The organism is Paraburkholderia madseniana (assembly GCF_009690905.1).
GTDB lineage: Bacteria > Pseudomonadota > Gammaproteobacteria > Burkholderiales > Burkholderiaceae > Paraburkholderia > Paraburkholderia madseniana.
This window is the reverse complement of record NZ_VOSW01000004.1, coordinates 134424-161088: the sequence shown is the minus strand read 5'-3', so window position 1 is coordinate 161088 and position 26665 is coordinate 134424. Positions and strand designations below refer to the sequence as shown.

The 26665-nt window shown below is 61.0% G+C and carries 22 protein-coding genes and 2 pseudogenes; 12 read left to right on the top strand and 12 right to left on the bottom strand.

Annotated elements, in window-relative coordinates; all coding sequences use genetic code 11:
- Positions 1 to 27: 27 nt before the first annotated feature.
- The 4 genes from FSO04_RS03845 (at position 28) to FSO04_RS03830 (ending at position 5976) form a co-directional block, all read left to right on the top strand.
- Positions 28 to 2133, top strand: coding sequence for a S8 family serine peptidase (locus tag FSO04_RS03845; protein ID WP_154558441.1), 2106 nt, complete (start codon positions 28 to 30; stop codon positions 2131 to 2133).
- Between the two features lie 91 nt (positions 2134 to 2224).
- A complete protein-coding gene (locus FSO04_RS03840) occupies positions 2225 to 4060 on the top strand; it encodes a tetratricopeptide repeat protein (protein WP_154558440.1) in 1836 nt (611 codons plus the stop codon).
- A gap of 178 nt (positions 4061 to 4238) precedes the next feature.
- On the top strand, positions 4239 to 4814 hold the full coding sequence (locus FSO04_RS03835) for an ANTAR domain-containing response regulator (protein WP_054036012.1): 576 nt from the start codon (positions 4239 to 4241) through the stop codon (positions 4812 to 4814).
- A 10-nt stretch (positions 4815 to 4824) separates the two neighbouring features.
- On the top strand, positions 4825 to 5976 hold the full coding sequence (locus tag FSO04_RS03830; protein WP_154558439.1) for a CmpA/NrtA family ABC transporter substrate-binding protein: 1152 nt from the start codon (positions 4825 to 4827) through the stop codon (positions 5974 to 5976).
- 47 nt (positions 5977 to 6023) lie between these two features.
- Here FSO04_RS03830 and FSO04_RS03825 read toward each other — a convergent pair whose 3' ends face one another.
- Both FSO04_RS03825 and FSO04_RS03820 read right to left on the bottom strand, forming a co-directional pair.
- Positions 6024 to 7442, bottom strand: coding sequence for a sensor histidine kinase (locus FSO04_RS03825; protein ID WP_154558438.1), 1419 nt, complete (start codon positions 7440 to 7442; stop codon positions 6024 to 6026).
- Positions 7439 to 8110 carry a response regulator gene (locus tag FSO04_RS03820; RefSeq protein ID WP_120345163.1) on the bottom strand — a complete coding sequence of 224 codons (672 nt, stop codon included), beginning with the start codon at positions 8108 to 8110 and terminating at the stop codon, positions 7439 to 7441. Before FSO04_RS03820 ends, FSO04_RS03825 begins: the two co-directional genes overlap by 4 nt.
- 139 nt (positions 8111 to 8249) lie before the next feature.
- Between FSO04_RS03820 and FSO04_RS03815 the strand changes: the two genes are divergently transcribed.
- From FSO04_RS03815 to FSO04_RS46250, 5 genes are all read left to right on the top strand, one after another.
- Positions 8250 to 9338 (top strand): ABC transporter substrate-binding protein, encoded by a 1089-nt coding sequence (locus tag FSO04_RS03815; protein WP_168435556.1) that lies wholly within the window; start codon positions 8250 to 8252, stop codon positions 9336 to 9338.
- A gap of 100 nt (positions 9339 to 9438) precedes the next feature.
- Positions 9439 to 11208 carry an ABC transporter permease gene (locus tag FSO04_RS03810; protein WP_154558436.1) on the top strand — a complete coding sequence of 590 codons (1770 nt, stop codon included), beginning with the start codon at positions 9439 to 9441 and terminating at the stop codon, positions 11206 to 11208.
- Positions 11201 to 12268, top strand: coding sequence for an ABC transporter ATP-binding protein (locus FSO04_RS03805; protein ID WP_154558435.1), 1068 nt, complete (start codon positions 11201 to 11203; stop codon positions 12266 to 12268). Before FSO04_RS03810 ends, FSO04_RS03805 begins: the two co-directional genes overlap by 8 nt.
- Positions 12269 to 12348: 80 nt before the next feature.
- Complete coding sequence (locus tag FSO04_RS03800) at positions 12349 to 13425, top strand: porin (protein ID WP_154558434.1); 1077 nt, start codon at positions 12349 to 12351, stop codon at positions 13423 to 13425.
- Positions 13426 to 13598: 173 nt separating this feature from the next.
- Entirely contained in the window at positions 13599 to 13742 is a 144-nt protein-coding gene (locus tag FSO04_RS46250; RefSeq protein ID WP_166618143.1) for a hypothetical protein, read from the top strand.
- Positions 13743 to 13786: 44 nt separating this feature from the next.
- Here FSO04_RS46250 and FSO04_RS03795 read toward each other — a convergent pair whose 3' ends face one another.
- The 3 genes and pseudogenes from FSO04_RS03795 to FSO04_RS03790 form a co-directional block, all read right to left on the bottom strand.
- Positions 13787 to 14227 carry an ester cyclase gene (locus FSO04_RS03795; RefSeq protein WP_154558433.1) on the bottom strand — a complete coding sequence of 147 codons (441 nt, stop codon included), beginning with the start codon at positions 14225 to 14227 and terminating at the stop codon, positions 13787 to 13789.
- 29 nt (positions 14228 to 14256) lie between these two features.
- Positions 14257 to 14508 (bottom strand): annotated as a pseudogene (locus FSO04_RS48635) (DUF1269 domain-containing protein); the annotation flags it as partial.
- A 327-nt stretch (positions 14509 to 14835) separates the two neighbouring features.
- Positions 14836 to 15726 (bottom strand): annotated as a pseudogene (locus FSO04_RS03790) (LysR family transcriptional regulator); the annotation flags it as partial.
- 542 nt (positions 15727 to 16268) lie between these two features.
- On the opposite strand from FSO04_RS03790, the gene FSO04_RS03785 reads away from it, so the two are divergent.
- Entirely contained in the window at positions 16269 to 17327 is a 1059-nt protein-coding gene (locus FSO04_RS03785; protein WP_154558432.1) for a Dyp-type peroxidase, read from the top strand.
- Positions 17320 to 18123: a family 1 encapsulin nanocompartment shell protein gene (locus tag FSO04_RS03780; RefSeq protein WP_154558431.1), complete on the top strand. Its 804-nt coding sequence runs from the start codon at positions 17320 to 17322 to the stop codon at positions 18121 to 18123. Before FSO04_RS03785 ends, FSO04_RS03780 begins: the two co-directional genes overlap by 8 nt.
- Before the next feature lie 70 nt (positions 18124 to 18193).
- Here the strand turns inward: FSO04_RS03780 and FSO04_RS03775 are convergent, their stop codons facing one another.
- Positions 18194 to 19183 carry a LysR family transcriptional regulator gene (locus tag FSO04_RS03775; RefSeq protein WP_154558430.1) on the bottom strand — a complete coding sequence of 330 codons (990 nt, stop codon included), beginning with the start codon at positions 19181 to 19183 and terminating at the stop codon, positions 18194 to 18196.
- Positions 19184 to 19456: 273 nt separating this feature from the next.
- Between FSO04_RS03775 and FSO04_RS03770 the strand changes: the two genes are divergently transcribed.
- Positions 19457 to 20884: an aminotransferase-like domain-containing protein gene (locus tag FSO04_RS03770; protein ID WP_154558429.1), complete on the top strand. Its 1428-nt coding sequence runs from the start codon at positions 19457 to 19459 to the stop codon at positions 20882 to 20884.
- Positions 20885 to 20974: 90 nt separating this feature from the next.
- Here the strand turns inward: FSO04_RS03770 and FSO04_RS03765 are convergent, their stop codons facing one another.
- The 6 genes from FSO04_RS03765 to FSO04_RS03740 form a co-directional block, all read right to left on the bottom strand.
- The gene (locus tag FSO04_RS03765; RefSeq protein ID WP_154558428.1) at positions 20975 to 21232 is read right to left on the bottom strand and encodes a MoaD/ThiS family protein; all 258 of its coding nucleotides are present in this window, start codon (positions 21230 to 21232) and stop codon (positions 20975 to 20977) included.
- Between the two features lie 55 nt (positions 21233 to 21287).
- Positions 21288 to 21836, bottom strand: coding sequence for a molybdenum cofactor biosynthesis protein MoaE (locus tag FSO04_RS03760; RefSeq protein WP_154558427.1), 549 nt, complete (start codon positions 21834 to 21836; stop codon positions 21288 to 21290).
- 45 nt (positions 21837 to 21881) lie between these two features.
- Positions 21882 to 22985, bottom strand: coding sequence for a GTP 3',8-cyclase MoaA (moaA, locus tag FSO04_RS03755; RefSeq protein WP_168435555.1), 1104 nt, complete (start codon positions 22983 to 22985; stop codon positions 21882 to 21884).
- Positions 22986 to 23220: 235 nt separating this feature from the next.
- Positions 23221 to 24132 carry a bestrophin family protein gene (locus FSO04_RS03750; RefSeq protein ID WP_154558455.1) on the bottom strand — a complete coding sequence of 304 codons (912 nt, stop codon included), beginning with the start codon at positions 24130 to 24132 and terminating at the stop codon, positions 23221 to 23223.
- A gap of 37 nt (positions 24133 to 24169) precedes the next feature.
- Positions 24170 to 25177 (bottom strand): cytochrome d ubiquinol oxidase subunit II, encoded by a 1008-nt coding sequence (gene cydB / locus FSO04_RS03745; protein ID WP_154558426.1) that lies wholly within the window; start codon positions 25175 to 25177, stop codon positions 24170 to 24172.
- Positions 25178 to 25181: 4 nt separating this feature from the next.
- Complete coding sequence (locus FSO04_RS03740; protein ID WP_154558425.1) at positions 25182 to 26570, bottom strand: cytochrome ubiquinol oxidase subunit I; 1389 nt, start codon at positions 26568 to 26570, stop codon at positions 25182 to 25184.
- Positions 26571 to 26665: the final 95 nt, after the last annotated feature.

Genomic DNA, 26665 nt, shown 5'->3' with positions numbered 1-26665 from the left:
TCTGTATGTCGTACCGGGAATAAAACCGTGAAACAAAAGAAAGATGAGAGCGTGCGGAACGACTCTCGTAGAACAACCGCCTCCATTAGCGCGCTGCGGTCCAAAGCCGGAGCGCGCTATGCGTTGGCATGCGCTGCCTGTATTTCGCTTTCGCTGGTACTCGTAGCATGTGGCGGAAGCAACGCCAGCGACGCGACTTCCGAAGCTAAGGAGCCAGTCGCTGCTGCGGCAAACGCCGCCAGCTCAAACACCGTTCCACTGCAAACAGCGCTGAAGATGAATACGAGCAGCCTGTCGCCAGATGTGTCCAGCGACCGCTTCATCATCAAGTACAAAACCGGCACCGCCGAGCGCGGAGCAGCATCGGCGGTGCAATCAAAACTTAACCGGCTGGCGAATGCTTTCCCGTCGAAGGCGCGCCACATGCGCCGCATGGGCATCGGCGCTGACGTGGTGACAACGGAGCGCAAGCTGACGGCGAAGGAGGCGAAAGCATTCATGCGCGCCATCGCATCGGACCCCAACGTCGAATTTGTCGAACCGGATACGGAAATGTCGACAACCATGGTTCCGAACGATCCGGAGTATTTCAGGCAGTGGAGTTTGGCCTCGAACCTGAAGCCCGCTACCCCCTACCCGGGAATACGGGCCGAGGGCGCGTGGGATATTGCTAGCGGTTCGGGGGCCGTGATCGCGATGGTGGATAACGGCGTAACGAGTCATAGCGACCTGGATGCCAATATCCTGCCTGGGTACGATTTCACCGCGTATAACCGGGGCGGCAATGGCAGCAATCCGGGAATCACAACAGAGACGTGCTCGGTCCAGTGGCACGGCACGCATGTCGCGGGCATCATGGCCGCGCCCGCCAATAACGGCCTGGGTATCGCCGGCATTGCTTCTGCTGCAAAGGTCGTCCCGGTCCGGGTGCTGAACGGGTGCGGCAAAGGCTATACGTCCGATATCGCCGACGGCATCGTATGGGCCGCTGGCGGGAGTGTTCCGGGCGTCCCCGCCAACGCCCACCCGGCCAGGATCATCAATGTGAGCCTCGGCGGTAGCGGATTCTGCGAAACGACATTTCAGAACGCGATCGACTATGCAGTCAGTCAGGGGGCTGTGGTCGCCGCGGCGGCGGGCAACGATCAAGCCAGCGCAACAAATTTTGAGCCCGCTAACTGCCGCAACGTCATCAATGTCGGCGGTAGCAATCGCTATGGTGCGAGGTGGATCGGTTCAAACTTCGGCGCAGGGGTCGATATCGCTGCGCCGGCCGACTCGATCTGGTCCACCTACAACAGCGGAACAACTGCGCCGGGGGCCGAAGCGTATGCCTTCATGAACGGCACTTCGATGGCGACACCGATGGTAAGCGCTGTGATCGCGCTCGCCCAGTCAGCCGCTCCCTCGCCCCTAAGCGCCGCTGAAATGCGAACCCTGCTCTCGCAGAATGCACAGCCCTTTCCCACCGGTCAGCCAGATCGACCGCTCGGGCAGGGCATTCTGGATGCGAACGCAACCGTCGTTGCAGCCAGGTCCGGAAAGATTCCAGCCGCGGCGGATTTCAAATGCTCTGAGCATACAGCGGTGATGCAGGTGTCATGTACCGACCTCTCTACTGCGAGGGGTGTGCCCATCAAGTCATGGTCCTGGAATTTCGGTGCTGGAGCCCCTGATTTCACACGTACGCAATCAGTCAATCCGACCACGAACTATGACTATCCTGGTATTTACGAAATCACACTGACCGTGACGGATAACACCGGGGCCATTAGCCGGCTGACTCGCCCTTTCCAGGTCTTGCCACCGGCTATTACGGATATCAGCCCCAATATTCCGACGACGTTTTCGGCGAACCCTGGCGATATGCGGTATTTCGCACTGGACGTTCCAGCGGGCGTAAAGAGCCTCACTTTTAGCCTGTCACCCGGCGCCAACGGCGAAACCGGAACGCTGTATCTCAGGGCCGGCACGCCTTCCTTGCTCCGTCCTGACTGCGGGAACGCCTGGACCAAAGGTGCGAATGCAATTTGCACGCTCTCCAACCCGGCGCCCGGGACTTACTACGGCATAGTGAGTGTCCCTAACTCAACCGTCAGGGGTGCTTCCATTCTGGCAACTTATACACAATAAGCCTCTGCCAACGGAATGACACTGTCCCCCTGCTGCGGATCGCAGGGGCGACTTCCCGCGCTCGACAAACTTGCCCCAGGACCTCCTGTCGATGTTCAGAATCCCCCGTTTCAATAACGATGACCCAGACGTCGACGCGCTCATCGCACGTGCAGACGTGCATTTTTCCGCGCGACGGATGACAGAGGCGATCGTCGCTTACCGGCAGGTGCTAAGCGTGCGTCCACGCGACGCTCACGCGCTGCACCGCATGGGACTCGCTTGCGTTCATACGAACGACATGGAGCGAGCCCACGGCTACCTCGAGCAGGCACTGCACGCCGCCCCTGACCGGGCCGAACTATGGGAGCACGCGGGCCTGCTTGCAGCGTTGGCAGGCAAGCACGAATCGGCTGAAGCGTTCTATCGTCGCGCAATCATCCTGGCTGGCAGTACGGCCAGTCTCCACAGAAACCTCGGCGACTGCCTGCGGCTATCCGGCCACCTCACGGAGGCGATAACTCACTACGAGAAGTCGATTGAAATCGAACCGGGGCTGCATCACGCGATTCGCGCCCTGGCCCGCATCCATGCGCAACTCGGGCAACTTGATAGCGCGGCGCATTACTGGCGCCGCGCATGGACACTCGAACCGGCCAGCCTGAACGATGGACTCGGCCTGATCGCCGTACTCGCAAAATCCGGCCGTATGCACGAGCTTGCCAATGCGATCACGCAGATAAGAATCCGCTTTGCCGGCGATGCCAACGCTCTAAAAGCGTTGGCCTTCGTACTGAACACAAGCGATCGCTTCAATGACGCGCTCAGTGTCGCCCGACAAGGTCTCGCCATCGATCCGCACCATCCGCTCCTGCATCACAACGCGGCACGCGCACTCAGCATATGCGGAAAAATCGCCGAAAGTCGGCCGCATAGTATGGAAGCAGCACGGCTTCTGCCGGATAACCCCCACATGCAATTCCATCTTGCGGGCGTGCTGCTTGGGCTCGGGGAATTCGAAGAAGGCTGGAAGCGGTACAGATGGTTCTACGATCTGCCGGACAGGCAAAACGAACAAGTCCGGCCCATCTTCCGCGAATGGAACGGGGAACCCGTTGCGGGTTGCCGGTTCCTGCTCGTTGGTGAACAGGGGCTCGGCGACGAAATACAGTTCATCAGATTTGCCGAATGGCTGCATCGCCAGGAGGCAACGGTCGATGTGCTGGTAAGCGGGCCGATAGCGGAATTGGCGATCAGCATGACGGGCGTGCATGCCGTATTCACAACGATGCCGTCCGGACCTTACGACTACTGGTGCCACATGCTAAGGATGCCGGAGCATATGAAACTCGATATATCGATGCTCCCCGTCGCTATGCCGTATCTGACGGCGCCACCCGATAAGCCGCGCCAATGGCGGGCTCGTATCGATGCTATTTCATCGGGCAGAAGACATTCCAATAACAGACGCGTCGGCGTCGTTTGGGCAGGTAGCCCGAACCATGTTCTTGACCGTTACAGGTCAATCCGGCTCGATGCGCTAAGGCCCCTGTTTGGGCTTGCCGGGGTGACCTGGTATTCCGTGCAAAAAGGCAACCGCGAGCGTGAAAGCGAAAGCCTGGCGCATGAATACGACCTGCACACGTTGGGCCCTTCAATCAACAGTTTCACTGACACCCTGGCAATACTGCAAACGCTCGATCTTCTGATTACCGTCGACACGTCGGTCGCGCATCTTGCCGGTGCGGCCGGACTTCCCGTTTGGGTGCTGGTACCCGCCTACTCCGAGTGGCGATGGTTGACCAACAGAACCGATAGCCCATGGTATCCGTCAATGCGTCTATTCCGGCTGCAGGAACTGGGCAAGTGGGATCCCGTTGTCAATGAAGTGCGGGCCGCGTTGCAAGTGTGGCGTGACGCCCCGGCAGCCCGCCTTCGCGTTCATTAAAACAATGTTCATACCTCATGCGCCACTTCGGTGCATGCCTTGTGCATGCCCCGTACGGGTGCAGCTCCTGTGGCTTACACTGTTTGTAAGCCCATGATTGCGTTGTCTTCATCGCAATCGTCTCGCACTGGCATACACGTTGCTTTAACAGTAGCCAGCCGTCGATAAACCACACCTCATGCTGCGCGTTCTCCTCGTAACCGATACCGACAAGCCGATAGGCGATCTGCGCGACGCCCTCGCACGACTCGGCTACGAGATGCTGGCCGGCACGGCGACGCCGCAAGCGCTCCACCGCGTGGTCCAGAGCGAGCGGCCCGACGTCATCATCATCGATACGGAATCGCCGTCGCGCGACACGCTCGAACAACTCGCGGTCATGAACGCCACCGCGCCACGTCCGGTGCTGATGTTCAGTCACGACGCGAACCAGCAATTGATCCGCGACGCGGTCGGCGCCGGGGTCACGGCCTACCTCGTCGAAGGGCTCGCCACGGAACGACTGGCGCCGATCCTCGAAGTCGCACTCGCACGATTCGCACAGGAATCGGAGTTGCGCGAACGCCTCGCGCAAGTCGAAAACGAACTCGCCGAACGCAAGCTGATCGATCGCGCCAAACGCCTGCTGATGGATCAACTGAAGATCACGGAACACGCCGCCTACGCCAACCTGCGCAAGCGCGCAATGAACCAGGGCGTCAAACTCGCCGAAGTCGCGCGCGCCGTCGTCGCAGCGGCCGACTCGCTCAAATGAAGCGCCGCACATGAACTCTCCCAGCTCCCTCGCCCCATCGTCCGCGCCTGCGCCGCTCGAGAAAACCCATTTGCGGCTCGGGTTCGTCGCACTAGCCGATGCCGCACCGCTCGTCGCCGCAAAGCTGCTCGAATTCGGCCACGCCCACGGACTGACGCTGGAGCTGTGCCGCCAGCCGTCATGGGCCGCCGTGCGCGACAAACTACTGTCGGGCGATCTCGATGCGGCGCATGTGCTCTACGGTCTCGTGTACGGCGTGCAACTCGGCCTCGGCGGCCCGCAAACGGATATGGCCGTGCTGATGGTGCTCAATCGCAACGGCCAGGCGATCACGCTCTCGAATCGTCTCGCCGATGCATTAACCGAACACGGCACCTTGCCCAAGGCTTTGGCGACGCTCGGACGCAAGCCGGTGTTCGCGCAGACCTTCCCCACCGGCACGCACGCCATGTGGCTGTACTACTGGCTCGCGTCGCAAGGCGTGCATCCGTTGCGCGATATTGAAAGCGTCGCGATTCCGCCGCCGCAAATGGTCGCCGCGCTCTCGGAAGAAAGGCTCGATGGCTCCTGTGTCGGCGAGCCGTGGAATGCAATGGCAGAAGCGGAAGGTGTCGGCAGAACAGTCGCTTACACGAGCGAAGTCTGGCCCGATCATCCCGAGAAAGTGCTGGCGTGCCGGCGCGATTTTGTCAGCGCGAATCCGAATACAGCGCGGGCGCTGGTGCAGACAATGCTCGAAGCGTGCCGCTGGCTCGATGGCGCGGGGCATCGCGAGGAGATTGCACGCTGGCTCGCGCGGCCCGAATTTATCGGCATCGATGAAGCGTTGATTGCGGCGCGGCTCGGCAACGAGATCGCGGCCTCAGCGCCGCGGGGTTTGCCCATGCGGTTCTTCGACAACGGCGCGGTGAATTATCCGCGAGCAACCGACGGTGCCTGGTTCCTCACGCAGTTCGAACGTTGGGGCATGATCGACCCACGCGCGGATTACGCGGAAATCGCGGCGCACATCAATCAGACGGAGTTGTATCGTGATGCGGCAGCACGCGTCGGCATAGCGGTGCCGGGCGATGAGCGCTCTCAAGTGCTGATCGACGGTAAGGTGTGGGGTAGCGACACGGCATCCAAGGCTTACGCGCGGAGCTTCGCGATCCGCGCATAGCGGTTGCGGTTGCGGTTGCGGTTGCGGTTGCGGTTGCCGCGTGATCGTCACGCGGACTTTAACGCCGGAAACAGCACGCTAACCACCAGCCCACCGCCGGGTGCATCGCTCAACGCAATCTCCGCGCCATGCACGCGTGCGATTTCCCGCACGATCGACAACCCCAGCCCGCTGCCCTCGACCGTCTGCGTCGCTTCACTGCGATAGAACCGCTCGAACACCGCATCGCGTTCGCCGACGGCAATCCCCGGCCCGTTATCGATCACCTGCAGCAACGGTTGCTCACCTTCGCATGCAACGCGTACGGTAATCACCGCCCCATCGCCCGAATAACGAATCGCGTTGTCGATCAGATTGCCGACCAGTTCCGCCAGCAGATCGGTCTGGCCCATCACGTCGATACGCACGTCCTGTTCAAAACCGAGATCGATGCCACGCGAGCGCGCCACCGGCGACCAGTCGAGCGTCACGCTGCGCGCCACTTTATGCAACGGCACGGCGGCATGCTTGACCGTATAACCGCTGTCCGCATCGAGCCGCGAAAGCGACAGCAATTGCTGCACGATACGCACCGCCTGCTGCACCGCGCGATTCAGCCGCCGCAAATGCACGCCTTGCCGGCCATTACCGTTCGAGGGCTCATCACCACCATCGATATCACGCAACGCCAGCTCCGACTCCGCCTGAATGACCGCGAGCGGTGTCTTCAACTGATGCGCGGCGTCGTTAAAGAATCGCCTGCGCGACAATTGCATCAACCGCGTGCGGCCGATGTACTGATTGATCGAATCGACCAGCGGCGCAACTTCACTCGGCAGGCCCACCGTATCGAGCGGCGTAGGATCGTCCTCGGCACGCGCGGCGACTTTCGCCGACAGGCGGTTCAGCGGCCGCAAGCCGCGCGCCACCCCCAGCCACACGATGCCTAGCGCGAGCACCACCAGCAGGAATTCCTGTTGCAGTGAGCCGATCAGAATCTCGCGCGCCAACGCCTGGCGCTGCTCGATCGTTTCGCCGACCCGCACCAGCACCACACGCGTCTGCGCTGACGGCACGTCGTGGACCGGCAATCTCAGCATCGCGATACGCAACGGCCGTCCGCGAAACACGTCGTCATAAAACTGCACACTGTAGGGCTCGGCAAGCGCCTTCGTGCCTGACGGCAGATCCGGATAACCGGTCACTACCCGGCCGCCCTCCTCGCGGATCTGATAGTAGATGTTGCCGCCGCCGTTGGATTCGAACATCTCCAGCGCGAGATACGGCAGATCGACTTCGATCTGAGCGTCGCGCAAACGGATGCCGTCGCGTATCGAACGCAGTGAAAACTCCAGCGTGCGATCGAAGGCCGCGTGCGCCGCGTTCATTGCACGTTGATACGTGAGCCATGCATCGAAGGCAAGCAGCAGAAGCAGCGGCAGCAATAACCACAGCGCGACGCGAACGCGCAGATTCGGCCGTGTCATGCGTCTTTCGCTTCCAGCAGATAGCCAAGCCCGCGCAGCGTCACGATGCCGACCGAACTGCGCTCGAGCTTCTTGCGCAAGCGGTGCACGTAGATTTCGATGGCATCGGCATTCACCGATTCATCGAGCCCGAAGATTTTCTCGGAGAGCGTGTCTTTGTTGATCGCGCGGCCGTTGCGCAGGATCAGCACTTCGAGCACCGAACGTTCGCGTGGCGTCAATGCGAGCGGCTCGCCGTCGAGCGTGAAGCCGCGGTCGACGCTGTCGTAAAGCAGCGTGCCGCATTGCGCATGCAGCGGTTCCTGGCCGTGACTGCGGCGCAGCAGCGCCCTCGCACGCGCTTCGAGTTCGGTGAGCGCAAAGGGCTTGGCGAGGTAATCGTCGGCGCCGAGATCGAGCCCGCGCACGCGCTCTTCCACCGAACCATGCGCGGTCAGCATCAACACCGGCACCGCGTTACGCCGAGCGCGCAAACGGCGCAGCACTTCGAGGCCGTCGAGCTTCGGCAAACCGATATCGAGAATCACCAGCGCGTAGTCCTGCGTGCGCAAAACATGGTCGGCAGACTCGCCGTCATGCATGCAATCGACGGTGAGTTTCGCGCTGGTCAGCGCATCGGTTAGCGAGCGGGAAAGAATCGGATTGTCTTCGACGAGCAGCACACGCATAAACAGAATCCCAGGGAAATCCATGAGGCGAATTCGACCATTGTGACGCATTTTCCTCGAAAACTGAAAGCATTCAGAAAGCAAGCGTCTCTTACCATTCGCCTACACAAAACAAACACAATGTTTTCTGGAGGAAGACGTGCAAATCTCTTTGAAGTATCTCGCCGTAGCCGTTGCATTCGCCGCAAACTCAGCATGGGCGGCCTTTCCGGCCGGTTATCCCAGCGACTATCAGGCCACCGTCGACGGGGCAAAGAAGGAAGGCAAGCTGATCGTGTATTCGGTCACGGACACCGCTCTCGTGCGCCCGCTCATCAAGGATTTTGAAAGCCTGTACGGCATCAAGGTCGAGTACAACGACATGAACAGCACCGAGCTGTACAACCGCTACATCAGCGAAAACGCGGCCAGCAGCACCAGCGCCGACGTGCTGTGGAGCTCGGCGATGGACCTGCAGGTCAAGCTCGTCAACGACGGTCTGATGGCCAGTTACGAATCGCCTGAAGCGAAGCAGTTGCCGCAATGGGCGCAGTACCAGAAGCAGGCGTATGGCACCACGTACGAGCCCCTTGCGATCGTCTACAACAAGCGCCTTCTGGCCGCCGGCGAAGTGCCGCAAACCCGCGCCGATCTGATCAAGCTGCTGCAAAGCAAGCCGGATCAGTTCAAAGGCAAGGTCACGACTTACGATATCGAAAAATCCGGCGTCGGCTTCAACTATCTGACGCAAGACGCGCGCGTCAATCCGCAAGTCACATGGGACCTCGTGAAAGCGATGGGCGCCACCGGCCCGAAACTGCAATCGAGTACCGGCGCGATGATGGAGCGTATTTCTTCGGGTGAAAACCTGATCGGCTACAACATCCTCGGTTCGTACGCCCTCACCAAAGCGAAGAAAGACCCGTCGATCGGCTACGTCTATCCCAAAGACTACACGCTGGTGGTGAGCCGCCTCGTGACGATTTCGAAGAAGGCGCAAAGCCCGAACGCCGCGAAGCTCTGGGTCGATTACCTGCTGTCGCAACGCGGTCAGACCTTGCTCGCGAACCAGGCGAGCCTGTTCTCGATTCGCGCGGACGTCGACGGTGAAACGTCGATGGCGGGACTCACGAAACAACTCGGCGACTCGCTCAAGCCGATCCCGATCGGCTTCGGCCTGCTGGTGTATCTCGACCAGTCCAAGCGGCTTGAATTCCTCAAGCAATGGCAGCAGTCGATCAAGCGCTAAGCCTCGGCTGACCTGACGGCGTCCACGCTGAAACGCGCGGACGCCACGCCTTCCTTCATTACCTGTCGATATGCGGCTTTCACGCTGCAGGGGGACACTCATGCTTTCCACTAGCGCAACCGGACACCGCGATGCCCCACCTTTCGCGGCCGACGGCGGCACGATAGGCGCACTGCCGCGCGGCGGTCTGCAGCCGTTTGCGGGGCTGCTGCGCTGGCTCGTCATCGCGGTGCTGACCGTCGCGGTGGCGCTGCCGCTCGGCTTCATTCTGTTCCAGAGCGTGCTGAACGCGCCGTTCTTCGACGCCAAACGCACGCTCGGTCTTGCCGGCTTCGAATTCATTTTCAGCGACCCCGACTTCTGGTCCGCGCTGAAGAACTCTTTCATCATCGCGGCCGGGATGCTGTTCATCTCGATCCCGCTCGGCGGCATTCTTGCGTTCCTGATGGTACGCACGGACCTGCCCGGCCGCCGCTGGCTCGAACCGCTGCTGCTCACCCCCGTATTCGTTTCGCCGATGGTGCTCGCATTCGGCTATGTCGTCGCGGCCGGTCCGGTCGGCTTCTATTCAGTCTGGTGGAAGGAACTGTTCGGCACCGCCGAGGCGCCATGGAGCGTGTACTCGATTCTCGCCATTACGGTGATCGTTGGACTCACACACGTGCCGCACGTGTACCTGTATTCGTCGGCGGCACTGCGCAATCTCGGCTCGGATGTCGAAGAAGCAGCGCGCGTCGCCGGTGCGCGACCGTTCCGTGTCGCGCTCGACGTCAGTCTGCCGATGACGCTGCCAGCATTGTTATTCGCCGGCGTGCTGGTGTTCTTCCTCGGCTTCGAAGTGTTCGGCCTGCCACTCGTACTCGGCGACCCCGAAGGACACCTCGTGCTGGCGACGTATCTGTACAAGCTCACCAACAAGCTCGGCGTGCCCTCGTATCACCTGATGGCCGCCGTCGCCGTGTGCATCGTCGCGATCACGTTCCCGCTCGTGCTGCTGCAACGACGCTTGCTGAAGAGCGCGAACCGCTTTGTCACGGTCAAGGGTAAGGCGGGGCGTCAGACCGTGCTGCCGCTCGGCGCATGGCGTTGGGTTGCGCTGGCGATCGTCGCGCTGTGGCTACTGCTCACGGTGTTCGTGCCGCTCTCCGGCATCACGCTGCGCGCGTTCGTCACCAACTGGGGCGAAGGCGTGAACCTCGCCGAAGTGCTGACGCTCGCCAACTTCACCGAACTGTTCGAACAGGACAACCTGGTCCGCGCAATTCTCAATACGCTGGGCATCGGTGTGATCGGTGGCGCGCTTGCAGTGGGCTTCTATTCGCTGGTCGCATTTGCCGGCCATCGCCGCAACGACTGGGCCACGCGCCTGCTCGACTACCTCGTGCTGCTGCCGCGCGCCGTGCCCGGCCTGCTCGCCGGTCTCGCGTTCCTGTGGATCTTCCTCTTCGTGCCCGGCCTGAAGGAACTGAAGAACTCCATGTGGAGCATCTGGATCGCGTACACGGTCGTGTGGCTCGCGTACGGCATGCGCCTGATTCAAAGCGCGCTGCTGCAAGTCGGCCCCGAACTCGAAGAAGCGGGACGCAGCGTCGGCGGCACGCGGGCACGCGTCAGTCTCGATGTGACGCTGCCGCTTGTGCGTTTCGGTTTGCTCGCGGCATGGCTCCTGATCTTCATGATCTTCGAGCGCGAATACTCGACCGCGGTCTATCTGCTCTCGCCCGGCACGGAAGTGATCGGCGCGCTACTGGTATCGCTGTGGGCGACCGGCGCGGTCGATCAGGTCGCGGCGCTTTCTGTCATCAACATCGCGATGGTCGGCGTCGGACTCGGCGTCGCCCTGCGCTTCGGAGTGAAATTGCATGGATAAGCTCTCGGTCGACAACCTGTTTCTCAGCTATGGCGACAACCCGATCCTGAAAGGCGTGTCGTTCGAACTTAACCCCGGCGAAGTGGTGTGCCTACTGGGCGCATCGGGCAGCGGCAAGACCACCCTGCTGCGCGCGGTCGCGGGGCTGGAGCAGCCCTCCTCGGGCCGTATCGAACTGGACGGCAAGGTGTTTTTCGACGGTGCTTCCAAAGTCGATCTGCCGGTCGAACAACGCTCACTTGGGCTGGTGTTTCAGTCGTACGCGCTGTGGCCGCATCGCACGGTGGCGGACAACGTCGGCTATGGATTGAAGTTGCGGCGCGTATCGAGCGCTGAGCAAAAAAAACGCGTGCAGGCTGCACTCGATCAACTCGGCCTCGGCCACCTCGCCGCGCGTTATCCGTACCAGCTTTCCGGCGGCCAGCAACAGCGTGTGGCGATTGCGCGGGCGCTGGTCTACAACCCACCCGTCATTCTGCTCGACGAACCGCTGTCGAATCTCGACGCCAAGCTGCGCGAAGAAGCGCGCGCCTGGCTGCGCGAGCTGATCGTATCGCTCGGCCTGTCCGCATTGTGCGTCACGCACGACCAGACCGAAGCGATGGCAATGTCGGACCGCATCCTGCTATTGCGCAACGGCCGCATCGAACAGGAAGGCACGCCCGCCGAACTCTATGGCGCGCCCCGCTCGCTCTATACCGCCGAATTCATGGGCAGCAATAACCGCATCGACGCGCGCGTTGCCGCGGTCGACGGCGAACGCGTGACGCTGACCGGCGACGGCTGGCAATTGCAAGCCCAGGCGCGCGAAGCGCTCACCACCGGGCAAAACGCGCAGGCCGTGATTCGCCTCGAACGCGTGCAGGTTGCCGATGGCCCAGGTGCAAACCGCCTCGAAGCGGAACTCATCACGTCGATGTATCTCGGCGACCGCTGGGAATACCTGTTCCATTGCGGCGATCTGCGCCTGCGCGCCTTCGGCCATGTGCCGCGCGCAGCCGGCCGTCACTGGATCGAATTCCCCGCCAACGACTGCTGGGCGTTCGCACAGGCGAGCTGAAGCGAGTTCAAACGTGCTGATGGACCCAGCCGCACCGTATCCCCAACCGAAGTGAATAAACCAAGCACAGGAGACTGTTGATGAAGTGGAGCATGACAAAGGCAACCCTCGGCGTGACGTGCGCCGGCCTCGCCGGATGGGCAGCAACGGCCCATGCGCAATCGAGCGTGACCTTGTACGGGATCGTCGATGCGGGCGTCGAATACGTGAATCACGCGAGCAAGGACGGCGGCGCCGCGCGCCTCGTCTCGGGCGGCAAGAACACCTCGCGCTGGGGTCTGCGTGGTGTCGAAGATCTTGGCGGTGGACTGAAAGCGGTCTTCCAGTTGGAGAGCGGCATCAACGTCGCGAACGGCCAGTTCGACGACGGCCCCGGCGCAATCTTCGACCGCCGCGCCACGATCGGCCTGAAAAATCGCTTCGGGCAAATCACGCTCGGCCGCAATTTCACGACCACCTACGACTACATGCTGCAGTTCGACCCGATGGGTTACGCGCCGAACTACTCATGGGCGACGTCATCCACCGCTACCGGTGGTCGTAAGGACGGTTTGTTCTCGCGTTCGGCCAACGCCGTGCGCTATGACGGCACGTACGCCGGGTTCAAGTTCGGCGCCATGTACGGCTTCGGCAACGTGCCGGGCAGCATGAAGTCGAGTTCCAAGTACGACTTCGGTCTCGGCTATGAGAGCGGTCCGTTTGCCGTCGTCGCCACCTTCGACCGGCAGAACGGCGCGAACGACAGCGTGACGCCCGCGGATACCACCAACTACATTCAAGGCATCCACGCCGGCTTGAGCTACGACTTCGGCACGGTGAAGGCGATGGCCGGCTATCGCAACTATCGGCGCACCTTCCACACCGCCGCGCCGACCTTACGCAGCGATATGTACTGGGTCGGCGGTCAATACGATGTGACGCCGTTCTTCTCGCTGTTTGCCGCGGTCTACCATCAGGACATCAAGGACGCGAGCGACGCCGATCCGACACTGTTCTCTCTGCGGGCGCAGTACGCATTGTCGAAGCGGACAGTGCTGTATATGGCGGGCGGTTATGCGATGGCCAAGCATGACAACGCGGTCAGCCTGTCGCGTGATCTGACTGGCGCGGCGGATACGCAAGCGGGTGTCACGGCGGGGATTCAGCACCGGTTCTGACGCATCAGGATGCGGATAACGCATCCTGGCGTGCAGGCATCCAAAGCAGAGCGAGGCGCGGCGAAGGTCAATCCTTCGGCGCGCCTCGCTCGTTTGCTTTTAGATGGATTCGGGCAGTCCATTCGCCTAGAATGAATCAGGCAAATAGAGCACTAGCTGACAGGAGCCATGCCATGTCACAGGTAAGCCGTGATACCCGTAAGACGCCTCGCCACGGCCTGCTGTGGTTCGTTGCATTGTGGCTGCTTGGCGTCGGCGGAACGGCACTACTCGTGCTCCCGTTTCATCTTCTAGTCGCTGCCGCCATGCATCACTAGCATCGGCACCTTCCCCGGCGCTTATGCGTCCGTCCTCGCGCAACTCAAGATTGCTCAAGCGTTGGTGGTAACTGTCCAAGTTGCCGGAACACCGATAGCCAGTCTTCGAGATGCCACGTCTTCGCAATCAAATTTCCGCGCATCTGATGGAAAGAGTGAATTGCGAAACTGATGTGTTTGGAACTGGCCGCAATGCCCAGTAGTGTCCCGGTTTGCGTGCCCGTGATCTCTGCGCGAACGCCCACCCGGTCCCCATGAATCAACACGTCGAGAATGGTGATTTTCATATCCGGCAGTGCTGTGGCGATGTTCGCGAATATTTGAACCATCTGGTCAGGTCCCGGCGCCACCCCGACGGGCTCGGGAATATATTCCCAATCAGGGGTAACGACCTTTCGTAACAACGCGACGCTTTTCTGCTCGAAGGCGCGATAGAGCCCTTCAATCGCTTCACGGGTGATAGCTTCGTCGGTAGATACGGCCATGTCCGGTTACTCCTGAAGAATGCACCCGGTCAGGCAAGTGGTTTGCGCAAAACGCTCCCGCCATAACCGAGCACGATATTGTCGACTTCAAACGGTGACGCCTCCTGCGCCTCGAGGATGAATGCCACGTGGCCAGGGGTCAGTTTGCCGGATATCGATGCGACCAGATCGTCGTCGAACGTGTCCTTGATCGCGTGCTCGGCCAGTCCACCGCTTGCCCCTATCGTGAAGCCAAGTAGCGCCCCTGCCGGTCCGCCAAGCATCCCGATCAAACCGCCCGTCAGCGCACCGATCACTGTGCCCCAAAACGGCCGGGTTTGCTTGTCGAGCAGGATCAGCTTACCCGTGGCGTCCTTTTGAACCAGCACGCCGCTCTCGATTTTGAAACCAAGGTCTTTTTCCTCAAAATTCCTGAAATCCCGACCGGCTCTTTCGGCGACGTCCACACTGTCGAAAACCGCGACGATCAACTGTTGTGCCATTTGATAGCTCCTTGACTCGCCAACGTTGTCTATCAAAGATAGTGACTTTCGCATCGCGTGCCATTTGTTTGTTTCCGATTCATGGTATCGGTCGGACTGGGCCTTGACCTCAGCGCGCGCTCTACCGAGGATTTCCGGCGTGCAATGGTTTAGCATCGTCACAATCAGTTGTACCCGCATGGGTATCTGGCGTTGTGTCTGACTCAGGAGATTCAGTTCGAATGGCGGCACGTCGAAAGCCGGCAGGATTCGGACCAGCTTGCCCGCTGCGAGCGCATCGACGCACGCCGGCTCTTCCAGCACTCCGATGCCGGCACCCGAAAGGATCATTTCATACATGGGCCGCCAATGACTGGTCTTGATTGCGGTACGAATCGACGCGCTCTCCACAACGGTCGCCACGTGCCTGAGCGGCAACTGGTCGGTGCCGAACATGCCCTGGACCCGAATGAACGGGTGCTTGACCAGCTCAGACGGCTCGGTGATCGGACCGTGCTGGCTGAGATAGCCTGGCGCCGCAACAAGAACGCGCCCAACCTGACCCAATCGACGGGCAATGAATGCCCCTTCTCCAAGTTGCCCAAGACGAAACGAAATATCGACGCCCTCCGTCACGAGGTCGACGATCCGGTCGTTCAGGACCAGTTCCAGATCCAGCTGTGGATAGCTTGCCCGCACCAGCGTCAACGCTTCTGGCACGATCGTCTCGCCAAAGCAGTGGGGCGCCGCGATGCGAATCGTTCCCTTGAGACCCTGCTCGTCGCTCGACACTTCAGCGACCGCCTGTTCCACGGCGTGCAGAATCCTCTTGCTACAGTCGTAGAAGGTGACGCCTTCGGGCGTGCGATTGAAAGCGCGTGCACTACGGAGCAGGAGCCGGCAGCCAAGGTACTTCTCCAGCCGCTCGATGCGTTCGCTTGCGGCCGGCTGCCCGATATTGAGGTCCCGAGCCGCGCCGGAGATACTCCCACGCTCAACCACCCTGACGTAGATGCGCATGGCTTCGAACAGATTCACCGCACGCCACCTCCATTCGCAATGCGAATTATTTGGCGCCGCCTTTCTTGCTGCGAAAGACAGGCCTGAACGGATGGTAACGATATGACAGGAGAATAGAAGACCGTCAGGTCCGATATGAAGTATCGAATGAGAAGCAGAGATTTGCGACAAAACAATGTCGAACATTATCGGCACATGATCTCACCTGACGCCGCTTGATACGTTGCCGGCCGGCGAGCATGCAAAACGCAATCGGGTCGCCCGTCTGGCCTCGGGATGCCGCATTCGGACTCACCCAGATCCTTTGCACTGTTTCCATAATGTGCCTGGGCGGTATAACATCTCTGGACGCATAGTTGAACATCGACAATGTCACGTATATCTGCGCACCTCCTGATGACGAAGCAACTCTTCACGTGTGCTTGCAGCGGCTGTAACAGCACACATGCTTCAATCATCCGCACGAAAAATTTGCGCGCGCCTTAGACAGATGATCACAAAGGCGGAAAGACATTCGCTCCATTCCCGGAATCAATAACGGTTCATCAATATTCAATCCGATGCCCAAAGACACCCCAGAATCGCAAGCCGTCTGTAATGACATCACACGTAGCGCGATCTTCATCGTCGCGACCCTCGCGCCAGGCCAGGAGCCCGCTGAACAGGTGCGCGCGTGGTGCGGGGACGTTGCCGCCCTGGTACGCTCGGTCGGCAAGCGCGTCCCCTCCGGCAACCTGTCGTGCGTTGTCGGCTTTGGCTCCGACGTGTGGGACACGTTGTTCGGCGCCCCGCGCCCAGCGTGCCTGCATCGGTTCCGCGAATTCGGCGCAGGCGAACGTCGCGCCGTGAGTACGCCGGGGGATATCCTGCTGCACATCCGCGCAGATCAGATGGATCTCTGCTTCGAGCTCGCCACGCAACTGACAGGACGGCTCGGCGCGGCGGTCTCAGTCATTGACGAAGTACACGGTTTTCGCAACTTCGATCTGCGCAGCATGGTGGGCTTCGTCGACGGCACCGAGAATCCGGCGGGTCGTGAGGCCGTCGATTTCACCCGCATCGGTGACGAGGACCCGGAGTTCGAGGCCGGCAGTTATGTCATCGTGCAGAAGTACCTGCACGACATGACCGGCTGGAACGCGCTTTCCGTTGAGACCCAGGAGCGCATTATCGGCCGCACGAAACTGGCCGACATCGAACTCGACGAAGCGGTCAAACCGTCGTGTTCACACAGCTCGCTCACCACGATCACCGAGAACGGCGAGGAAGTGAAAATCCTCCGCGACAACATGCCATTCGGCCGCCCCGGCATGGGAGAGTTCGGCACCTACTTTATCGGCTATGCCCGTTCGCCCGAGCCTATCGAGCAGATGATGGAGAACATGTTCGTCGGGCGGCCGCCGGGCAACTACGACCGGCTGCTCGACTACAGCCGCGCGGTCACGGGCAGCCTCTTCTTCATCCCGTCGGCCACCTTGCTCGAGGCGCTCGCAGATCGCGATCCGCAAGCGGCTGCCGGCGCAGTCGAGCAACGACCCGAACCGTCTTCATCCGCCGAGCCGCGTCACGACGGCTCGCTGAATATTGGCTCTCTCAAGGGAATCTCTCAACATGAATAATCTGCATCGCGAGCTTGCCCCCATCTCCCGTGCCGCCTGGTCGCAGCTCGAAGACGAAGTGGCTCGCACGTTCAAGCGCAGCGTCGCCGGCCGTCGTGTGGTCGACGTCAAGGGTCCCGGCGGAACCGAACTGTCCGGCGTCGGCACGGGGCATCAGGTCGCGATCGCCGCGCCGCAGCAGGGCGTCTTGGCGAAACTGGCTGAGGTAAAGAGCCTCGTGCAGTTGACCGTGCCGTTCGAGCTGCAGCGCGAAGCGATCGACAGCGTCGTGCGCGGCGCGAAAGATGCCGACTGGCAGCCCGCGAAGGAAGCAGCCAAGCAGCTCGCCTATGCCGAAGACCGTGCGATTTTCGATGGATATAAGGCTGCGGGCATAGGTGGCCTTCGCGAAGGCTCGTCGAATCCGGCGCTCGCGCTGCCGGCCGACATCAGCGATTATCCGAACACGATCAGCAACGCGCTCGAAGAGCTGCGGCTTGCGGGCGTCGACGGACCCTATTCCGTATTGCTCGGCGCCGACGCATATACAGCGCTCGGCGAGGCGCGCGATCAGGGCTATCCGGTGATCGAGCACATCAAGCGGATCGTGAATGGCGACATCATCTGGGCGCCCGCGCTTGCCGGCGGCAGCGTGCTATCCACGCGCGGTGGCGACTTCGAGTTACATCTTGGCGAAGAGCTGTCGATCGGATACGTGAGCCATACCGACACCGTAGTGCGCCTCTATCTGTGCGAGACGCTGACATTCCTGATGCTGACCAGCGAAGCGTCGGTGTCGTTGACGCAGGCAGAGTAAGCGCCTTCCGATTCCTGCTATCGGTTGCTGGGGGTTGCCAGATCTCCCAGCCTCAGCCATCGTTGCGTGTTCAGGCCCGCAACGATGGTGTTAGAAGTGCAGACACATCATCGTCGGGAAGTACTTCAAAGCGACTCGTCACTTCGCCGCAGTCGACCTGCACCCTCTCCAGGATTTCCGACGTGCACTTTCTCAACATCGTCACCATCATCCGTACCCGTGGCGGCACCGGACGTTGCGCCTGAATCAGTACATTCAGATCGAAGGGCAGCACCTCGAATTCCGGCAGTATGCGCACGAGCCTGCCCTCTGCAAGCGCGTCGACGCATGCCGGCTCTTCCAGCACTCCGATGCCTGCACCCGAAAGGATCATTTCATACATGGGCCGCCAATGACTGGTCTTGATTGCGGTACGGATCGGCGCGCTCTCCACAACAGTCGCCATGTGCCTGAGCGGCAACTGTTCCGTGCCGAACATACCTTGGACCCGGATGAACGGATGCTTTACCAGTTCAGACGGCTCGGTGATCGGACCGTGCTGGCTCAGGTAGCCTGGCGCGGCGACGAGAACACGCCCAACCTGCCCCAGTTGACGGGCAATGAATGCCCCTTCCCCAAGTTGCCCAAGACGAAACGAAATATCGACGCCCTCCGTCACGAGGTCGACGATCCTGTCGTTCAGGACCAGTTCCAGATCCAGTTGCGGATAGGCTGCGCGCACCAGGGTCAACGCTTGCGGCACGACCGTCTCGCCAAAGCAATGAGGCGCCGCGATGCGAATCGTTCCCTTGAGATCCTGCTGGTCGTTCGACACTTCAGCGACCGCCTGCTCCACGGCGAGCAGAATCGCTTTGCTACGCTCGTAGAACGTGACGCCTTCGGGCGTGCAGTTGAAAGCGCGTGCGCTACGGAGCAGGAGCCGGCAGCCGAGGTATTTCTCCAGCCGCTCGATGCGTTCGCTTGTGGCCGGCTGCCCGATATTGAGGTCCCGTGCCGCGCCGGAAATACTCTCGCGCTCAACCACCCTGACGTAAATCCGCATGGCTTCTAGCAGATTCATAGTGCCCAACCTCCCTTTGTACCTATCTCGCGTGATTCGAACCAGTTTTTACGCATCGGAAGGCCCCTGCGGGGCGGCCTGGCAATGCGCATTCGATGGAGAACAGGTTAAGGCTGGGCTATCGGTCGCTGAGTGCACACATCGGGCCGACTCGGGTCAGTACAGTTCTGCTACGCTCCTTGCACCGGGCGGCGGCATGGCGAGGCGAGCGCGTGCAAGCCAGGGGAGAGGTCGATGCAACGTGCCGCTGCGGAACGCTAAGGGAATCATCCGATGAATCTCTACGAGAAGCTGGCAGATGACATCGAGAAGCTGATCCGGCAAGGCGTGTACGGGCATGGCGAACGCCTCCCATCGGTACGGCAGACCAGCCAGCAGCATCGGCTCAGCGTGACGACTGTCATCCGCGCCTATTTGCTGCTCGAAAGCCGCGGTTTGCTGACGGCGAGGCCTCAGTCGGGCTATTTCGTCAATTTCAGGGGCGAAGGGGGCGAACGGAAAACGCTCGAACTCAGGCCATCGAAGCCGATTCCGATCTCGTCGCCGGTCGACGTCAGCCGGCTGGTGCTGTCCACCTTGCGCTCGATCGGTGTCGACGATGCCGTGCCGCTCGGTTCGCCCTACCCCGACCCCGGCCTCTTCCCCTTCGAAAGGCTCAACCGCTACGCTTACGACGCGGGACGCGGCAAGACGCGCTGGGGCGTGACCGACGCGCTACCGCCCGGCAATGCGGCGCTTGTGCGCCAGATCGCGCGACGCTACCTCGAGAACGGCATGGCCGTCGATCCGAACGAGATCATCATCACGGTCGGCGCAACTGAGGCGATCAATCTGTGCCTGCAGGCGGTCGCGAAGCCCGGCGACGTGATCGCGGTCGAGTCACCGACGTTCTACGCGATGCTCCACGCGATCGAACGGATGGGCATGAAAGCGATCGAGGTGTCGACGCATCCGGAGCACGGCATCGATATTGAAGCGCTCGCCGCCATCGTGGAGTCGCAGACCATCACGGCCTGCATGGTCATGCCGAACTTCCAGAATCCGCTGGGTTTTCTGATGCCCGACGAACGCAAGCGCGAACTCGTGGAATTCCTGACGAAGCGGGACATTCCGGTCATCGAGAATGGTGTCTACAACGAGCTTCACTATGACAACACGCACCCCAGCACGTTGAAGTCCTTCGACACGAAGGGCCTGGTGCTGCACTGCGGGTCGTTCTCGAAGACTCTCACGGCAGCCTACCGGATTGGTTGGGCGCTGCCGGGACGATATCGCGATCAGGTGGAGAAACTCAAGTTCCTGAATACGCTGACCTCTCCGTCGATCCCGCAAATGGCGATTGCGGAATTCCTCGAGCGCGATGGCTATGAGCATCACCTGCGAAGGGTTCGCAGAGCGTATGCGCAACAGGCCAATCTGATGAAGGCGACCGTCTCGCGTTTCTTTCCTGAAGGCACGCGCATGTCCAACCCCGCGGGCGGATATGTGCTGTGGATCGAACTGCCGCCCAAGGTCGACGCGATGCGGCTGTATAACCTCGCGCTCGATCAAGGTATCACCATCGGACCGGGCTACATGTTCTCGGTCTCGGAGACGACCTATCGGAACTTCATCCGCCTCAATTACAGCAGCCCCTGGTCAAGCGAGATCGAACAGGCGGTGGTTACTGTGGGCAAGCTCGTCGCGATGTGCGCCCGGTAGCGGCACGCTGATACGCTGGCCACGACCTTAGCGCGTGTGGGGCACGGGTGAACTCCGAGCGGCCCGATCTGGATCTTGAGGGGGGGAGCCTCAGCCCCCCGTGACCGGCGGAAAGAACGCGATTTCGCTGTCCTCGCGCACGACAAACGTGTCGGCGACCATCTCGTGATTGACGGCTGTGCGAAGCGGCCGGCCCGCGCGCAGTGCCTCGGCCATCCGCTCGTCTCTCGACGCGAGTCTGACCCGCAGGCAGTCAACGGGGAGTTCGGGCGCGTCAATGTGCACAATCTCCTGCGAGATGCCGAGTTGTTCACGAACGCTAGCAAAATATCTGATAGTGAGTTTCATTCGTCTGTTCCTGTTGCCAGCACGATGTGGGCGCACGTTGTGAGCGAATCGCGCATCACCCCCACCGCAGCATCGACTGTTCGTCGCGCGTCTTGGCCTCGACCCATCTGACCTCGCCGTCACGGCGGATTTCCTTCTTCCACAGCGGTGCATGGGCTTTCAGGAAGTCCATCAGGAATTCGCACGCGTCGAATGCCGCCCTGCGATGCGGCGCGGCGACCACGACGAGCACCACCGCCTCGCCAAGCGCGACGCGGCCCACCCGATGCACGATCTTCACCGCCTCCAGGTGCCATCGTGCGATAGCTTCTTCGACGATGCTGCTGAACGACTGCTCGGTCATCCCCGGATAGTGCTCGATCTCGAGTGCGACTAAGTCGTCGAAATCACCGCAATGACGCACCACGCCGAGGAAGTTCACGATGGCGCCCACGTTGGGATTGCGCGTGACCGGCATGATTTCCGACTGGATATCGATCGGCTGAAACTGGACCCGTACTTCGAAGCCCGACGCGATGGTGGCCTGCACAAGCGCTGGATCGATTGCACGCTTGCCGGCATGCGCCGCGTCAGGCTGTGTGCGATCGCTGGGCGACGGTGTCATGGCAGAACTCCGGTCTCTGTCTGCTTCGCAAGGACTCGCCAGGCGTCAACCGCCGACCAGCGACATGCGGACGGTGGGATAGGCTTTCCCCGATCCTGGCCTGCGCGGTGTCGAGCGAAGCTCGGAGTAGCGATCGTCGCGCTGGATCCACCGGCTGCGGACGACCCCAGCCAGCTGCTCGACTGAAGCGGCCTCAGTGAGCCAGGGCCTGAGGTCCGTGCCATGTGTGGCGAAAAGACATGAATAAAGTTGACCATCGGCCGATACGCGAGCGCGCGAACACGACCCGCAGAACGGTTGGGACACGCTCGCGATGAAGCCGACTTCGCCTGTGCCGTCGGCATGGCGATAGTTGACCGCGGTGCCCGTCTGTTCGCGAACGACGACGGGGACGAGAGGAAACGCCGATTCGACGATGTTGCGCGTCTCGCGAGCCGTGATCACCTTCGTGTTCGACCAGCCGCCCGCGCCGCCAACGTCCATAAATTCGATGAAGCGCACCGCCACGCCGGTGCCCTTGAACAGCCGCACGAGCGGCAGGATCTGGCTGTCGTTGGCGCCTCGCTCGATCACGGCGTTGACCTTGACCGGGTCGAGTCCCACCGCACGCGCGGCCTCGATCCCGTCCAGGATTCGCGACACAGGCATGTCGACGTCACTCATCCGGCGGAATACGGCTTCGTCCACGGCATCGAGGCTCACCGTCACGCGACCGAGGCCGGCGTCGCGCAACGAACGCGCCTTTGCGGCAAGCAGGGAGCCGTTTGTCGTCAGCGCGAGCTCCAGCGGTTTACCGCTGGGTGTGGTCAGTTTCGCGAGTTGCTCGATCAGGGATTCGAGTCCACGCCGCAGGAGCGGCTCGCCGCCCGTGATGCGGATCTTCTCCACCCCGAGCAGCGCGAATGCTTTCGCGAGCTTGAGCATCTGTTCGAACGACAGGCGTTCCGAAGACGGCAGGAACCGGTAGTCTGCGCCGAAGGTCTCCCGCGGCATGCAGTACGTACAGCGGAAATTGCATTGATCGATGACAGACAGACGTAGATCCCGCAGCGGACGATCGAGCGTGTCGAGCGTGGTCGTGACAGCGCCGGCGGATACGCCATGGCGCGATGCTGTGTCGGCGAGTATGGGTTGGTGGACGATGTTCACGATCTATCCGAAGGTGGGCGGCGGGATGTGGCGTTGCCGGCAGTCGATCTGTCTGACCGGGACAGCCGCCGGTCCGTCAATGACCTGCTGGCAGGATAGTGCGTCGGCCCTGCCTGCGGGACGCACAGTCTGTGCCGAATTTCAGGAGTACAGTTCGTGCGCCGTATCGGGTACGACGGCGAGGCTGACGCGCGTCCTGCCGGGCAGGCTGACCGGATGCGTCGAAGAACGCGCTCTAAGTCAGTTGGTACGCGCGCACCGGTACCACCTCCTCGGGAAGTTCACAGCCACACAGTTCAAGAATCGATCGTTCGATGTTGCGGGTCATGGCGTCAAGCGCCAGCGCATTCGGCGCGACTGTAAAAGGCTCGGCGACTTCGCTAGCGATCGCTTCAAGCGCAATGAGCGTATAGGAAATGAAAACGCAAAGAAGCGGTGTGAAGAACTCCGTCGAATCGACCAGACCGAACGGCAGCAAAACGCAATAGGCGTAGACGGTGCGGTGCAGCAACACACTGTAGGCAAATGGAATCGGCGTGGAGGCGATCCGTTCGCAGCCCCCCACGGTTCTTCCCAATTCGTTGATCTGCGCGTCCAACATCCAGAGCTGGGTATCCGACATCAAGGCCCGACTTTGCAGATCGGCAAAGTCGCGGCGAAGCTCATTGAGCAACGCGGTCGGTTTGTAGCAGGTGTGCTGCAATGCCTCGGTTCGCGTGCGTCCGAGAAAGCGAACGAGATCCGAAGTCGGGTCGGTCCCACGCAGTTGATGCTTCAACGCGTACACACTCGCAATCAGCGTATGAGCCATTTGAACGTGGTGATCGCTCCGCGGGACATAACACAGCATCTGCGAAGTCAGCGCCCGCGCCGAGATCAGGATGCTGCCCCAGAGATGGCGCGCCTCATTGAACCGCTCGTAACTTGCGTTGTTGCGGAACGCCAGGAAGATCGCAAGGGCCAGGCCAAACAATGTGAACGGCGCCGTATTGAGCGGGATCTTTTCGCCGAAAATGCGCCCTTGCGTCATCACAGCGAGACTACTGACGGCCGCCATAAAAACCAACTGCGGAATAATCGACTGCAACACGGAACCGTTCCAGACAAACAGCAGCCGGAACCAGTTCTGCCCTGGCCTCACAATCATAATGTGCTCTTTTAATGGTCTGACTTCGCCGTCACCCTCAGTGGTAACCGGCATCCCCTTCCCGCACCTTGCCCCGGAACACGCGATACTGCATGACGTTGTAGACGAGGATGATCGGCAGTACGATCACCGTGCCGACCAGCGCGAACAGTTGGCTCGAGTGGCTCGACGAGGCTTCCCAGATCGTCAGCGACGGCGGAACGATGTTCGGCCAGATACTGATGAGCAAGCCGCTATAGCCGAGAAAGCACAGCGCGAGCGTGAGCAGGAACGGCGTCGCCTCGTGCTTCTGGCGAAGCGAACGGAAGACGCCCCACACACAGGCGACAACAAGAATCGGCACCGGCAGGAACCAGCCGAGATTGCCGCTTCCAAACCAGCGATGTGCAACCGCCGGCAAGCCGATTACCGTCCATAGACTCACGACGACCATCACCCCGAGCAGGATGCTCACGAGCGGCCGCATCACCTCGCGCATCTTGCGCTGCAATTCTCCATCGGTCTTCAGGACAAGCCAGCCGCAACCGAGCGTCGCATACGTAGTGAGCACGCCGATTCCACAGAACAGGCTGAACGGCGAGAGCCAGTCGAACGGCCCACCGGCGAAGCGGCCATCGACGATCTTGATGCCCTGCAGCAGCGACCCCAGCACGATGCCCTGGCAAAGCCCCGCGAGCGCGGAACCGCCAATGAAGGCGAGATCCCACGCGTGCTGGGTCCTGACGGCCTTGGCACGCAGTTCGAAGGCCGCCCCGCGGAAGATCAGGCCGATGACCATCAGGATCAGCGGGAGATAGTTCGCCGGCAGCAGCGTCGAATAGACCACCGGGAACGCCCCGTAAAGCCCGGCGCCGCCGAGCACGAGGAATGTCTCGTTGCCGTCCCAGACGGGCGCGATGGTATTGAGCATCACTTGCCGGTCGCCCTTCTCTTCGAAAAACGGAAACAGCAGGCCGATGCCCAGATCGAAGCCGTCCAGCATCACGTAGATGAAAACGCCGAGTCCGATGATCGCGGCCCACACAACAGGAAGATCGATTTGCATGGTGTCACTCCCCTTCCAGTGCGTCCAACGGGCGATTACGCAGGACCGGATGCCGGCGGGACTCGCGGCGCTCGACGTGCTCCTCTGGTCCGCGTTTCATCATCTTCATCATGTAGTAGAAACCCATGCCGAACACCAGGAAATACACCAGCACAAAGATCAGCAAGGAAACGCCGACTTGCTGGGAACTGACCGGCGAGACGGAGTCCGCTGTACGCAGGACACCGTAGACCGTCCAGGGTTGACGGCCGACCTCCGTCGTTATCCACCCCGCCAATAGCGCCACGATTCCAGAAGGTCCCATGCACAGGACGAAACCCTGATACCAGCGCGTCTCGTAGAGACGGCCACGCAGCCTGAGCAGTAAGCCAAGCAGCGCCGTCAACAGCATCAGCATGCCGAGACCCGCCATGACCCGGAAAGTCCAGAACACGATCGGCGAATACGGACGGTCCTCCGGCGGAAACTCTTTCAGGCCGCGAATCTCGCCATCCCAACTGTGAGTCAGGATCAGGCTGCCCAGATGCGGTATCTGGATCGTATATCGCGTCACTTCCGCATTCATGTCGGGCAGGCCGACCAGGTTGAGCGCGGTGCCGCCGTGCTCGGTTTCCCACAGGCCTTCGATTGCCGCGATCTTGGCCGGCTGATATTTGCGCGTGTTGAGTCCGTGCGCATCGCCAACGAAAATCTGTATCGGCGTCAGGAAAAGCAGGATCCACAGCGCCATCGAAAAACTACGCGTGACGGGTTTGTCGCGCCGGCCGTGCAACAGATGCCACGCACCGCACGCAGCAACAATGAAGCCCGCGACGATGAACGCGGCAATGGTCATATGCGCGAGGCGATACGGAAACGACGGATTGAAAATCACCTTCATCCAGTCGACAGGCACGATCCGACCATGCTCGATGGCGAATCCTTGCGGCGTCTGCATGAAGCTATTCGACGCGAGAATCCAGAACGTGGAAATGAGCGTGCCCACCGCAACCATTAGCGTGGCGAAGAAGTGCGCGCGTGGGCTGACGCGTTGCCAGCCAAACAGCATGACGCCGAGAAAGCCGGCCTCGAGAAAGAACGCCGTCTGCACCTCGTAGGTCAGGAGCGGCCCCGTGACGTTGCCGGCCACGCTGGAAAATCCACTCCAGTTGGTGCCGAACTCGTAGGCCATCACCACGCCCGAGACCACCCCCATTCCGAAGCCGACCGCGAAGATCTTCGACCAGAACTGGAACATGTCCTTGTAGGCCACGTCGCCGGTGAGCAGCCAGCGCCATTCCAGCACGGCGAGGAAACTCGCCATGCCGATACTGATCGCGGGAAAGATAATGTGAAATGAAACGGTGAACGCAAACTGCAGCCTGGCAAGGTGGAATGCATCGAAGATTTCCATGATCGATCAATGGCTCCAGGTGACAACAGAATTTGCGTAAAACGGCGTTCACGCCCGCTATCCGGCAGGCCGGTCAACTGGACGCGCACGCCCGG